General features: G+C 44.3%; 15 protein-coding genes. 6 read left to right on the top strand and 9 right to left on the bottom strand.

Annotated features, from left to right (window positions below; genetic code table 11):
• The first annotated feature begins 93 nt into the window (after nt 1–93).
• The gene (locus tag RMO68_RS02405) at nt 94–1,704 is read left to right on the top strand and encodes a cation:proton antiporter (RefSeq protein ID WP_310439120.1); all 1,611 of its coding nucleotides are present in this window, start codon (nt 94–96) and stop codon (nt 1,702–1,704) included.
• Here RMO68_RS02405 and RMO68_RS02400 read toward each other — a convergent pair.
• From RMO68_RS02400 to RMO68_RS02375, 6 genes are all read right to left on the bottom strand, one after another.
• Nucleotides 1,699–2,016 (bottom strand): hypothetical protein, encoded by a 318-nt coding sequence (locus RMO68_RS02400; RefSeq protein ID WP_310439119.1) that lies wholly within the window; start codon nt 2,014–2,016, stop codon nt 1,699–1,701. The two genes, RMO68_RS02405 and RMO68_RS02400, sit on opposite strands and share 6 nt — an antisense overlap.
• Nucleotides 2,016–2,624, bottom strand: coding sequence for an orotate phosphoribosyltransferase (pyrE, locus tag RMO68_RS02395; protein WP_310439118.1), 609 nt, complete (start codon nt 2,622–2,624; stop codon nt 2,016–2,018). The genes RMO68_RS02400 and pyrE overlap by 1 nt, the downstream gene beginning before the upstream one ends.
• 2 nt (nt 2,625–2,626) lie before the next feature.
• The gene (gene frr, locus RMO68_RS02390) at nt 2,627–3,184 is read right to left on the bottom strand and encodes a ribosome recycling factor (protein ID WP_310439117.1); all 558 of its coding nucleotides are present in this window, start codon (nt 3,182–3,184) and stop codon (nt 2,627–2,629) included.
• A gap of 16 nt (nt 3,185–3,200) precedes the next feature.
• Entirely contained in the window at nt 3,201–3,518 is a 318-nt protein-coding gene (gene secG / locus RMO68_RS02385) for a preprotein translocase subunit SecG (protein WP_310439116.1), read from the bottom strand.
• Nucleotides 3,519–3,736: 218 nt separating this feature from the next.
• On the bottom strand, nt 3,737–5,134 hold the full coding sequence (locus tag RMO68_RS02380) for a DUF1007 family protein (RefSeq protein ID WP_310439115.1): 1,398 nt from the start codon (nt 5,132–5,134) through the stop codon (nt 3,737–3,739).
• Entirely contained in the window at nt 5,119–5,490 is a 372-nt protein-coding gene (locus tag RMO68_RS02375; protein WP_310439114.1) for a Fur family transcriptional regulator, read from the bottom strand. Before RMO68_RS02375 ends, RMO68_RS02380 begins: the two co-directional genes overlap by 16 nt.
• 87 nt (nt 5,491–5,577) lie before the next feature.
• Here RMO68_RS02375 and RMO68_RS02370 point away from each other — a divergent pair, with 87 nt between their 5' ends.
• From RMO68_RS02370 to RMO68_RS02350, 5 genes are all read left to right on the top strand, one after another.
• Nucleotides 5,578–6,567: a metal ABC transporter solute-binding protein, Zn/Mn family gene (locus RMO68_RS02370; RefSeq protein WP_310439113.1), complete on the top strand. Its 990-nt coding sequence runs from the start codon at nt 5,578–5,580 to the stop codon at nt 6,565–6,567.
• Entirely contained in the window at nt 6,558–7,319 is a 762-nt protein-coding gene (locus RMO68_RS02365; RefSeq protein ID WP_310439112.1) for a metal ABC transporter ATP-binding protein, read from the top strand. The genes RMO68_RS02370 and RMO68_RS02365 overlap by 10 nt, the downstream gene beginning before the upstream one ends.
• A 13-nt stretch (nt 7,320–7,332) precedes the next feature.
• Nucleotides 7,333–8,130 (top strand): metal ABC transporter permease, encoded by a 798-nt coding sequence (locus tag RMO68_RS02360; RefSeq protein ID WP_310439111.1) that lies wholly within the window; start codon nt 7,333–7,335, stop codon nt 8,128–8,130.
• On the top strand, nt 8,127–8,813 hold the full coding sequence (locus tag RMO68_RS02355) for a methyltransferase domain-containing protein (protein WP_310439110.1): 687 nt from the start codon (nt 8,127–8,129) through the stop codon (nt 8,811–8,813). The genes RMO68_RS02360 and RMO68_RS02355 overlap by 4 nt, the downstream gene beginning before the upstream one ends.
• A gap of 77 nt (nt 8,814–8,890) precedes the next feature.
• Complete coding sequence (locus tag RMO68_RS02350; RefSeq protein WP_310439109.1) at nt 8,891–9,265, top strand: hypothetical protein; 375 nt, start codon at nt 8,891–8,893, stop codon at nt 9,263–9,265.
• Nucleotide 9,266: 1 nt separating this feature from the next.
• On the opposite strand, the gene RMO68_RS02345 is transcribed toward RMO68_RS02350, so the two are convergent.
• The 3 genes from RMO68_RS02345 to RMO68_RS02335 are packed head-to-tail and all read right to left on the bottom strand — an operon-like array spanning nt 9,267 to nt 11,600.
• A complete protein-coding gene (locus RMO68_RS02345; RefSeq protein ID WP_310439108.1) occupies nt 9,267–10,487 on the bottom strand; it encodes a TIGR03862 family flavoprotein in 1,221 nt (406 codons plus the stop codon).
• Nucleotides 10,484–10,903 carry a thiamine-phosphate pyrophosphorylase gene (locus RMO68_RS02340; RefSeq protein WP_310439107.1) on the bottom strand — a complete coding sequence of 140 codons (420 nt, stop codon included), beginning with the start codon at nt 10,901–10,903 and terminating at the stop codon, nt 10,484–10,486. Before RMO68_RS02340 ends, RMO68_RS02345 begins: the two co-directional genes overlap by 4 nt.
• A complete protein-coding gene (locus RMO68_RS02335) occupies nt 10,893–11,600 on the bottom strand; it encodes a Bax inhibitor-1/YccA family protein (protein WP_310439106.1) in 708 nt (235 codons plus the stop codon). The genes RMO68_RS02340 and RMO68_RS02335 overlap by 11 nt, the downstream gene beginning before the upstream one ends.
• Between the last annotated feature and the right edge of the window lie 237 nt (nt 11,601–11,837).

The raw sequence follows: 11,837 nt of genomic DNA, 5'->3' as shown, positions 1-11,837 counted from the left end.
GATGATCCAAAACGTCGGACAAATTGCCGCTCTTCTTAAGGAACGTATTATATACTTTTAAGACTTATAAAAACGTTTGAAAAATGGAAATTAATGGAATCTGCTCTATATTACGTCACGATAGCTCTAGGATTCTCTATCGTTGTTAATCTAATTTTAAAGCGATTCGGGATTTCCCAAATTATCGGATACATCCTCACCGGCGTCACGGTAGCGTATGCTTTCGATTTACGTCACATGGCCGATTCGCATACATTAGAGATGATTGCCGAATTCGGAGTCGTATTTTTAATGTTCACAATAGGGCTTGAAGTCTCGCTGCAACGCCTCTCAACGATGAAAACCGATGTCTTTTTCAACGGCTCGCTTCAAGTTCTCCTATCTGCGGTTATCTTTTTTTACATTGCGTACGGAGTCCTTGCGATTTCATTAGAAACGGCTTTGATTATTGCTATGGCGTTATCGCTCTCTTCGACTGCGGTCGTTTTGAGCTTTCTTAAATCGACCAAAGAGATTGCCCGCCCTTACGGTCAAAAATCAACCGGCATTTTGATTTTCCAAGATATCGCCGTCATTCCGATTTTACTTTTGATCGGATTTTTGAGCTCCGATGGTGAAAATATCAGTGAAGTTCTCGCCCAAACCGCGATAAGTGCCGTGGTCATTATCGGTCTTTTATTTATTATCGGTAAGCGGGTAATGACGTGGATGCTCCATTTCTCCTCTTCGAGTGAAGTAGACGAGCTCTTTATGGGTTCGGTTTTGGTCATCGTCGTTGCGTCGTCACTGCTCGCGTCCTATGCAGGCTTTACTTATTCGCTTGGGGCATTTGTCGCGGGGATGATCATTGCCGAGACCCGTTATCATCATAAAGTCGAATCGGATATCGCACCGTTTAAAGATTTGTTGTTGGGGACATTTTTTGTCACCGTCGGTATGAAAATCGATTTGGGGCTTTTTGTCACCCATTTTTTCGATATTCTGGCAATCCTTAGTGCTGTTTTAGTAGTTAAAGCTATCGTCATTTTCGGCGTGATCCGAATCTACTCACAGGCTAAAATCGCTTTTAAAACGGCTATTGCATTGGCACAGGTGGGGGAATTTTCATTTGCTATTTTTGCTTTAGCCGGAAATCATAATCTGATCCCTGAACAGATTTCCAAACTTTTGGTGTTAGTCGTGGTTCTTTCCATTGTGATAACGCCGTTTATTCTGAGCTCCTTGACGAAAATCAGCAGCTATTTTTTCAAAGATGTCAGTGTGACCGAGACGTTTGCGATGCTTCCGGGGCGTAAAAATCATATCATTGTGTGCGGATACGGTGTTGTCGGTAAGTTTGTGGCGAAAGCTTTGCGCGCCGAGGGGGTGGACTATGTTGTCGCGGATAACAGCTATAAGCACGTCGAAGAGGCATTAAAAGATGGGCAAGAGATCTACTTCGGGGATATGTCGAAAACAGCCATTTTGGATAAGCTTTGCGCGAAAGATTCAGTGAGCGTCATCATTACTCTGGACAACCTAGAGAAAAAGAGATTAATCTGCGAAACGATACTCCGCTACGCTCCGGAGGTCAAATTGGTCGTCAAAGTAGTAAGTTTGGAAGAAAAACGGGAATTGCGCGGACTCCCTATCTCCATTACGATTGATGGGAAAAAAGAGGTCGCATCACGCCTCGTTTCCGAAGCGCTTACCTGTGAGTTATGATTTTTTAGGTTGTTCGGTTACTAGCCACTGAAGATAGCGGATTGACCACTCTAAATCTTCGAGTGCCATATCGACCGCTTCAAGAGGCTGTGAAAGATTGTTTTTCAGCTCTTTAAGACGCTGTTTGAGATACTGCGCCATATGGTAGTAAGTATTAAGTGCCGTATCGTCTTGGGCTTTGATAATCAAATCTTCCAGTGTTGCGACGAGCTCTTTTTCGTTCGGGAAAATATTCCCCGCTTTACGAAGGGTTCGTTGCACCCTCTGGAGGTGCTCCATAGAGAGTTTGAAATTATCAGGATTTGCGGACATTAATTTCCTCGTGAACCCGGTTTAATAGCCTCAGATCCGTCGGCACATAACGGACAGTTCTCCGGTGCATACATCTCGAAGTCGAAATCAGCGAGGGCAAAAAGAGGTTTATCGCTCGGAAGCGCACAGTTGGCTTTACGCTCCAACGCACTCTCCTCACGTTTACAAAAACCGCGGTTAGCGAGTGCGGCGAAACCGACGACGATACCGCCGAGTGCTTCAATGGCACGTGCAGCTTCCATTGCTGAACCGCCGGTAGTGATGATGTCTTCACAAATGAGGACTTTCTCTCCCGGAGTGATCTCAAATCCCCGACGAATCTGCATCTCACCGTTGACACGCTCTGCAAAAATCGAACGCTTATCGAGTGCAGTCGCGAGGGCGAATCCTGCAATCAAACCACCCAGCGCCGGAGCACATACGGTATCGATTTTGATACCGTTTTCTTGGATTTTAAGCGCTAACGCATCGGCAAGGAGTTTTGCCGTTTTAGGATCTTCGAGCACTTTCGCCGATTGGAGATAGTACTGAGAGTGGTTTCCTGAACTGAGTTTGAAATGCCCTTCTAACATGGCATTGGCGTTCATATAGATTGATTTAATATCCATGGTTATACCGTTAGGATATCTTGCTCTTTGCTTTTGAGCAACTCTTCGACTTTTGAAATATATTTATCGGTAATTTTTTGAACTTTCTCTTGGGCAATTTTCGATTCATCGGCCGTTACCAATTTATCTTTTTCGAGCACTTTGATTTTATCATTTGCTTTTTTACGGTCATTGCGGACGCCGACTTTCGCATCTTCGGCCATCCCCTTTGCTTTCTTTGCCGTTTCTTGACGCTGTTCTACCGTCATCGGAGGGAAGAAAAGTTTGATATCGGTTCCGTTATTATTCGGATTGACGCCGATATCGGCTTTTTGGATCGCTTTTTCGATGAGAGAGAGCATCGATTTATCCCATGGAGAGATGGTGATGGTGGTTGCATCGGTAGCAAGAACGCTGGCCGCTTGATCGAGTGGAACCATTGAACCGTAGCTGTCTACACGAACATTATCTAAAATTTTAGTGGTAACACGTCCGGTGCGGAGTGTGCGGAAGTTGCTTTGCAGATGGTCACAGCTTCCTTGCATTTTTTCTTCACAAAATTGGTACACTTCGTTTAGCATGAAATTCCCCTTCGTCTTATTTTGTAGTGTTGGTATCGTTTACGATATTGATCGTCGGTGCCGCAACTTCGGTCGTTTCAACCATAGAATCGACAACCGATGCATTTTTTTGCTGTGCATAGAAATAGCCTAATGCAATTGTGTTAACAACAAAAACGAATCCGAGGAAAAAAGTTACTTTAGCCAAAAAGGTTCCCGGCCCTTTTGCCCCGAAAACCGATTCATTTGAACCGCTGTAGGCTCCCAAGCCGATGCTTGAGCTTTTTTGGAGCAGTACCGCAATGGTGATCATAACGACCAAAACGATCTGCACGATGAGCAGTATACCTGTCATGTTAATCCTTGATTTTTAAAAAAGTTCGCGATTATAGCATAGTGTAGTTAAGAGGCGAATGAAGCCGGCTTTTAAAGAGATTAAGGTTAAAATACGCCATTCAAAAATAGAGGGAGAGCGTGTGTGTTCTAAATGTACCCAAAAAAGAAAAATTGCTTTTGTCTTTGCTATCGTTGTTTCGTCGGTAGCGTATTATTATCTTTTTTCGTGAGGGATATTTAAGCCGCTAGGAGTAAGAGTATACCGACTGAAAACATTATCGCTACCCCTAGAATATCGATAATTTTGAGAGCTTTTTCGCCATAGGCAGTGCTCTTTTTCCGTAAAGCCGTCCCCAATGCCGCAGTAAGAGCAATCGTAAATCCCATCCCCAAACTCATAATAAGTGCGCTGAGTGCACCGAGTGTTAACATCCCCATCGAGATGGCAAATAAAAAGACGATGATTGTCCCGGGGCAAGGGACGATTCCCGCTCCGAGAATCAATAAGAGATCAGTAGAATTGGCGGTAGTTTTACAACTATGACATCCGCAGCTGCTTACATGAGGTGATGTTATGCTGAATGTCATCGTTTTAGGTTTAAGGCGGTAGTAGAGCCATTTTTGGCGGATTAAATAAAGGGCGATGAAGAGGATAATAGCTCCACTGGCTTTAGTGGCATAAAGCGATACGTCACTGATGGTTTGCGAGAACATCGTGTGAATAAACCAATAGAGGATGAGGGTCAGCGTGAATGCACTGATAACATGGGTTAACGCTATCAGCAGCGCGATAGCAATACCGCGTGAATAGCTCCGCTCATTGGTAGTGAAATAACTTGCGACTAACGTTTTGCCATGACCCGGCCCCGCTGCGTGAAGAATTCCATAGAGGAGGGAAAAGAATAAAATTGCACCGACGGTATGGAGACTGGGGTGTTCTTGAGTCGCGAGCAGGGCACCGTGTATTTTTTCGGTGAGGGTACGGAGGCTTTGGCTGAAATCTTTGTTTTCGTCATTTTGGTTCATCCCTCCGAGTGCAGAGCCGAGGGCTAGGGTACGGGGAGAGAGATAAATATCCAAAAGAGCGTCAGAGCCTTTGGATGGTTTCGGTACGGTTAGCTTTGTACTCAAACGTACCGATTTTTCCGGCGTTACATAAACATTTTTATTATTTAAATGATAAATGATTCCGTTGTTGTAAGCTGCTTTGGCATCGTAGGCGATCCGCAGATGCAACGATTGCTTGATCGGTTCATTGAGAGGGATATTGAATCGGTAGATGATTAGCCCTTTTTCCAGTCTAACGGTAAAGTCCTTGAGCTCTTTGAGCCAAACTTTACGGTTATTGAGAGTCGGACGGATAAAAAAGCCTACTTCCTTCATTTGTTCTATGGCTTTATAAACTTCATACCTTTCTGAGTTTTCAAACTTTCGATTACGATTCAGATCGAAATCACCCAGCACCATCTGTGAAAACATCGGGTCAAGGGTCCATTCCACATCGACTGAGGTTAGCGTATTTTTTTCGACATTAAGATAGAGATGGGTGAGGACTTTGATATCTCCGTAACTGCAGGCTAAACATCCGTAACTGAGGGAGAACCATGTAGAAAGAAGGATTAAGAATCGGAGCATACAGGGCATTTTCCTTTGAAAATGATCGATTCGACGTGATAGCCTTCCAGTGAAATAAGCGGTAATGGATTAAGACACGTAATAGCGTGGCAGTGTTGGCAGATAAAATGGGGATGAATGGTTTCATTCAACTCAAAATACCGTTTTCCCTCATCGGACTCAATGCCGTTAATGATATGAGCTTGCTCAAATGACTGCATCGTTCGGTAAAAGGTACTTTTGTCGATAAGCGGATCAAGTGCACTGTATTCTTCAAAACTGATCGGCTGTTTTTGGTTTGTAAGGATAGAGAGAATTTTTTTTCGCGGAGCCGTTAGACGAAATCCGTTAAGGGTAATTTTTTCTTCAAAGGTCATTTTGATAAGACTTCTTAAAATTTTAAGGTTTATTGCAACTTAGTTGCATTAGAATGGTATCCAAACTTTATATAAGGAAGCTGAATTATGGATACAAAGCGGTTATTACTTTTCGGAACTATTATTATAGCGGTGATTGCGGTGATTGCCTTTTTTGCACCTCAGTCTGGGGATAATGAAAACAAAGCAGAAGTGAAACCAATCGTTTCCGTAAGTACTTTTGCCCTTTTGGAATCGGCTAATGCCGTTGGCGGAAACGAGATTGATGTCCGTTCAATCGTCCCGCTAGGAAGCGATGCCCATATGTTTTCACCTAATCCGACTAAGGTTGCAGAGATTTCAAGTGCGGCATTGTTTATCTATAACGGTGCAGGATTCGAGACATGGGCCGAAAATTTGAAAAATGTCCTCCCAAAAACGACACAGATTATAGATATGAGCCGGTATGTAGCTTTGCAAAAAAGCGAAGAAGATCATCATGACGAAGAAGAACACGCAGATGTGCACGAAACAGAGCATCACGAAGCGGATGATTCTCATCATCATGGGGCCTATGATCCTCATTATTGGTTGGATATCGATAATATGATCAAAATAACCCAAACGATGGATACGGAGTTCTCAAAACTTCTCCCGGGTAAAGCAGAGCAATTTCATAAGAATAGTTCGGCTTATATTGCTGAGCTGCAAAAACTCAAGTCCGAATACGTTTCCGGACTTGGCGAATGTAAAAACCGTACACTCGTCTCCAATCACGATGCTTTCGGATATTTGGCACATTCGAACAAACTTGAAAATGTTTCGGTTATCGGTCTCTCAAGCGATGAGCAGCCGAGCGCACAAACGGTCGCTCATGTGGTCGAAGTGGTGAAAGAGCACGGGATGAAAACGATTTTCTTTGAAGAGTTGGTCAACGATAACGTTTCTCAAACGATTGCCCGTGAGACAGGGGCGAGGGCAGTATCGCTTCAACCGCTGGAAAATATCAGTGAAGATGAGTTAAAATCACATCAAACCTATCTCTCACTTATGCGAGAGAATCTGAAAAAATTACGAGAAGCGATGGAGTGCCGTTGAAGTTTTTCCCCAGCCTTTTTGAAGTGAACTCTCTCAACTTTGAGCGGCAGGGGAACTTGGTTCTCAAAAACGCAACGTTTAAAATTTTACCGGGTGAGTATTGTGCCATTATTGGTCCCAACGGCGGGGGGAAAACGACCCTTGTTCGTCTTTTGCTCGGTCTTGAAAAACCGACTTCAGGTACAATCAAACTTTTCGGTGTCCCTCAACAGCGATTTCGTGATTGGAACCGTATCGGTTACGTCCCTCAACGCTCCGCCCTTGTAGATGGTTCATTTCCCGCTACGGTGCGTGAAGTGGTCGGGATGGGATGTTACGCTAAACGGGGTGTTTTAAAATTTGAATCTAACGAAGATAAAACTGCGATCAATGAAGCGATGGAGTTGATGGGGGTCTCTGATTTATCCGACCGTTTGATCGGGAATCTTTCGGGGGGTCAGCGTCAGAGGGTGATGATCGCCCGCGCACTTGCTTCCAACCCCGATATTTTGATTGTTGATGAGCCCAATACGGGGGTTGATGTTGAATCCCAACACCGTTTTTATGAGTTACTTCGTACCCTCAACCGTACTAAAAAAATGTCTATCCTTTTTATTACCCATGATATCGGGGTGATTGCGGAGGATATTACCCGTGTCTTGTTTGTGAATCAAACGCTGCTGGTTTCTCAAAATCCTGCCGAAATGACTCGATGTGACGAGATGAGCCGACTCTACGGCACACCGGCGCACGTCGTGTGTCATAACCATTGAAAGGGGGTCTGTTATGCTAGAGATATTTGATTACCCCTTTATGCAGCGTGCCTTTGCCGCAGGATTGATGATTGCTATTCTTGCTTCTTTGAGCGGTTCATTTATCGTTCTTCGCCGGTACTCATTATTGAGTGAAACTCTTGCTCACGTCTCTTTAGTCGGGGTTTCAGTGGGACTTTTGTTTGGAATGAGCCCTTTGTGGATGGCGGTCTTGGCTTCATTATTAGCTTCATGGATGATTGAATATTTGCGCAGTGTTCACGGAATGTATTCGGATTCGGTACTCGCTATTTTTCTCTCAGGCTCCCTCGCACTGGCGATTGTTATTGTCTCTATGGCGGGATCGTTTAATGCCTCTCTTTTTAGCTATCTTTTCGGCTCGATCCTCTCGGTAAGTGTTCAGGATTTATGGGTGATGGGGATTTTCGGCTCGTTAGCGATGGCATTATTGCTCGCGTTTTTCAAAGAACTCTATTTCATAGCGTTTGATGAGGATGTCGCTCGTGCCGGTGGAATCCGTGTTACGATTCTCAACTATATGCTCGTCAGTGTCATCGCCGTTATTATCGCCCTCTCTATTCGGGTGGTTGGGACACTTCTTATCGGGGCACTGATGGTGATCCCTCCCGTTGCCGCAATCCGATTCGGAATGGGATTTTATCCGACAACGCTTCTCTCCATCGCTATCGCCCTTATCTCTGTGGTGATCGGACTGAGCGCTTCGTATCTTTTCTCTCTTCCTAGCGGTGCGGCAATCGTCTTGTGCCTCTTGGTTATCTTTATTATCGCATTGGTCATTAACCGCCGATGAGCAATGCGTGCCATGAGTTTTCCCGCTATGCGGCGGAGTACGGCAGTCGTAATGTCATTCAGCGGCTCGTTGCTAAAAAACTGATTACTTCCACCGAGACTCATCCACGCCGTATTTTGGATTTGGGGTGCGGAAACGGAACCCTCTTCTCGTTGATCGATTGGAAGATTGAACGTTTCGTCGGTGTCGATTTTTCAGAGCAAATGTTAGAACATCACCCTAAAGATTCCAATGTCGAATTATTATTGGGAAATTTCAACGATCCGTTATTATTTGAGGGATTGAAAGAGGAGCGATTTGATCGCATCTACTCTGCGTCGGCATTACAGTGGGCGGAGGATTTGGATCGCGTTATAGAGTCTCTCGCCTCGCTCAACACCCCGATGTCATTGGCGATCTTCACTGCAGGTACCTTTAAAACCTTACACGAGTGCGCAGGGGTTACTCCGCTGTTACGTTCCAGTGATGAAGTGATAGCTATTGCAGAGAAATATGTTGATGCCCATTTTGAAGTTCTTCATACTACGTTAGAGTTTGATTCGGTACGGGAAATGTTCCGCTATATCAAACGGAGCGGGGTAAGCGGCGGAAGACGGGTTCTCGATTTTTCGCAGACGAAACGGCTGATGGAAACCTATCCACTGGATTATCTTGAATTTGAGGTGGTGTTTATTACTTCGTAACTTATTCATAAAAAGTATTTTTGATCACAAAGCGGTATACTATCCATAATAGTAGAATTCCAAATGAGGAGCGTCTTATGTTAGGGATCGAAAAGTATGATAATCTAAAAGAGGTTATGCCGAACCTTATGCCGGTACTTCGCGATGCGATTCAGTCAGAGTTTCTGGAAATCAAAAAAATAGATAAAAAATGTCAAAAGTTTATTGCTACATGTGAACATTTCCCTGAACTCAAAAAAGCGGACTACGTTATTTTTTCGCAGCATATTAAAAAGAATGAGCATAAATACGAAATGTTTGTTTTTATCGATGCAGAAGGGAATGTAGTTCGTCATGTTACCGGAGCGGAAATGGAACTCTACGGACTCCTTGGATCGTGTACCAATCTTCATCTTTCACATGATTACGTTGAACATGAGCATCATTGTGTCGGTGACGAATGTCGGCATTGATCTAGTCCGTTCTACTTGCTCTAACTTTTTTCAAGACCCCGTTTGCCGCAAATACTCCGCTTGCAAAAGAGGCGGTTAATAAATATCCCCCCGTTGGCGCATCCCAATCGAGCATCTCCCCTGCACAAAATACATTTGGCAGGGCGTGCAGCATAAGATCCTCATCCATTGCTTCACGCATTACTCCGCCGGAAGTACTGATCGCTTCATCGATTGGCTGCATGGCGGTAAGTAAGATAGGGTAGCTCTTCACGTATCGAGCAACAGCAATGGGATCATCCCATTTCTCTTTCGGCAATGTCTCACGAATGAGTGCGGATTTAACACCTTCTAAACCCGCTTTACGCCATAGGTTGTCACGCGATTGTTTTCCTGATGAGGTAAGCCGTGGTATTAAGGTATTTTCATGGATATGGGGCAAAAGGTCTAAATAAAGTGTTGCCGACCCCTGTGTTATGATCTCCTCTCGAAGCGGACGGGAGAGGGCATAAACCAATCCCCCCTCGATCCCATACGTTGTTAAAACGGCTTCGGAGGAGCTGATGTGATCTTTGTGATTTCCCACCCAGCCCGATATATTTTTTAACGGTTTCCCTAAATGGGGTTGTATAAACGCAGACCATGTCGCTTTAAATCCGCAGTTTGAGGGTAGTAAAGGGTTTATTTTCACTTTCTTCTCCGCCAAAACGCTCACCCACGCACCGTCTGAGCCGAGACTTGCCCAGCTTCCCCCCCCTAGAGCTAAAATCGTGGCGTCAAAAGCCACGTTCTTTTCACCCTCTGCCGTTGCAAAGCGTAAATCTCCCTCATCACTAAAACCCTTCCAATAATGGCGGCAATGGACGCGAACCCCCCGCTTTTTCAAAGAAGAGAGCCAGCGGCGTAGCAGCGGAGCCGCTTTCATCTCGGTAGGGAAAACTCTTCCCGATGTCCCGATGAACGAATCCACCCCTAAACTTTCCATCCACACCCGAATGGCATTAGGATCAAAGGCCTCTATCATGGGCTTCAGCCACTCGCTATGATCATAGCGGCGTATAAAATCATCCATAGGCTCACTGTGGGTAATGTTTAATCCCCCTTTGCCTGCCGTGAGAAATTTTCGACCTACGGAAGGTTTCGCTTCGAAAACATCGACATCTATTCCTGCTGCCGATAAAACATCCGCGGCTATTAATCCGGCAGGGCCTGCTCCGACAATAGCGATCTTTTGAAATTTCAACGACTCTCGTTGGAGTCTAAAAGGTTTTTCTTCTCTAATGTATAGAGTTCGTAACGAATGTGTTTGAATTGCTCACTCAATGCGGGATCTACTATCTTATAGAGTTCTTCCAATACTCTGGAAGACTCCTGAGCTCTTTTGTAATTTGCTATTAAGATGGAACGCAGATCCGTACGGTTCATTTCACTTTGCATACTCGGACGGAGTACATCATTCACACTGTCGCGGGAGGCAAGGAGTGCTTCGATCGGTTCAATGCGGCAAAGATGGCGGAGATTTTTAAGTGAAGTGGCGAGTTCCTTGTCATTGTGAACATAGCGCGCTATATCCTCAATCACACGGATACCCTCTTTAAGACGGTTAAGATTGGCATCGACCACCCGAAAGAGTTCGGGAGGAAGAGAATTATTCGTCATTGTTTCCAAAAATACCGAAGAGTTGAAGCATCGTAACGAAAAGATTAAAGAAATCGAGATACAAAGCGATTGCGCCGTCCATCGGTGTTTCATAGGCACCGTTGATAACGTTTTGCGTATCGATCAAAACCATTACACTGATAACGAGCAAGAAAATTGCTTGAATCGCTACATAAAGGATCGGGCTTTTCAAGAAAAATACGTTGATCAGTGAGACTGCCAAAATAATAAAGAAAGCGATCATAATCGGTTTCGTCCACGTTGTAAAGTCTTTAGAACTTTTAATCGCAAAGAAACTAAGACCGCCGAACAACGCTGCCGTCATGAAAAACGCATTTCCGACGATGGTTGCTCCGCCTGCCATTCCGAGGATATGACTAAGCAACGGAGTGATGATAACACCGCTTGCAAACGTAAACGCAAACAATCCGATCATATTAACACCCGGTTTGTTTTTGATCATTTGAAGACCAAACATTCCAAAGAGCATCCAAGGGATAGCGATCCACCAGTAATTTGCTGCAACGATACCGGCGAACGGCATACCGACATAAGCACCTACCCCGCCTGCCAACATTGAAGCGGCAAACAATTTATAGGTATCTTTAACAAACGAAACGATCTGCGCTTCACTTTTGTGCGCGCTTTCGTAACCAAAAGCACCTTCTCGTGCGTATTCGCGATCATATAAAGCCATAGCTTTTTCCTTATAAGGGATTTTATGAAAGTGATTATACAAGAGTTTGATTAACCGTTCATTTGAAATTAGATATAAAAAAAGCTTTTTAGAGAGAAAAAATGGGTAGAAATGTTACAATTTTAGAAGAGTGAAATAAAAACGAAAAACTTTTTGCTATATTTTGCCACTTTGCCTAAAATCCTCTTGACTTCTTTCATCTTTTCCCCTATAATTCCCGTCCACAAACGCTGATGA

Source organism: Sulfuricurvum sp., from assembly GCF_031427015.1.
In the GTDB taxonomy this organism is placed as follows: domain Bacteria; phylum Campylobacterota; class Campylobacteria; order Campylobacterales; family Sulfurimonadaceae; genus Sulfuricurvum.
Note: the sequence above shows the minus strand (reverse complement) of the source record. Positions and strands in the feature narration are given on the sequence as shown.

Bases quoted from the DNA above. Each gene is read 5' to 3' on its own strand.
- RMO68_RS02380 (WP_310439115.1), bottom strand. From the start codon at position 5,134: ATGCTCCGATTCTTAATCCTTCTTTCTACATGGTTCTCCCTCAGTTAC.
- RMO68_RS02400 (WP_310439119.1), bottom strand. From the start codon at position 2,016: ATGTCCGCAAATCCTGATAATTTCAAACTCTCTATGGAGCACCTCCAG.
- RMO68_RS02340 (WP_310439107.1), bottom strand. From the start codon at position 10,903: ATGACGAATAATTCTCTTCCTCCCGAACTCTTTCGGGTGGTCGATGCC.
- RMO68_RS02335 (WP_310439106.1), bottom strand. From the start codon at position 11,600: ATGGCTTTATATGATCGCGAATACGCACGAGAAGGTGCTTTTGGTTAC.
- frr (WP_310439117.1), bottom strand. From the start codon at position 3,184: ATGCTAAACGAAGTGTACCAATTTTGTGAAGAAAAAATGCAAGGAAGC.
- RMO68_RS02370 (WP_310439113.1), top strand. From the start codon at position 5,578: ATGGATACAAAGCGGTTATTACTTTTCGGAACTATTATTATAGCGGTG.
- pyrE (WP_310439118.1), bottom strand. From the start codon at position 2,624: ATGGATATTAAATCAATCTATATGAACGCCAATGCCATGTTAGAAGGG.
- RMO68_RS02350 (WP_310439109.1), top strand. From the start codon at position 8,891: ATGTTAGGGATCGAAAAGTATGATAATCTAAAAGAGGTTATGCCGAAC.
- RMO68_RS02405 (WP_310439120.1), top strand. From the start codon at position 94: ATGGAATCTGCTCTATATTACGTCACGATAGCTCTAGGATTCTCTATC.
- RMO68_RS02360 (WP_310439111.1), top strand. From the start codon at position 7,333: ATGCTAGAGATATTTGATTACCCCTTTATGCAGCGTGCCTTTGCCGCA.
- secG (WP_310439116.1), bottom strand. From the start codon at position 3,518: ATGACAGGTATACTGCTCATCGTGCAGATCGTTTTGGTCGTTATGATC.
- RMO68_RS02375 (WP_310439114.1), bottom strand. From the start codon at position 5,490: ATGACCTTTGAAGAAAAAATTACCCTTAACGGATTTCGTCTAACGGCT.
- RMO68_RS02355 (WP_310439110.1), top strand. From the start codon at position 8,127: ATGAGCAATGCGTGCCATGAGTTTTCCCGCTATGCGGCGGAGTACGGC.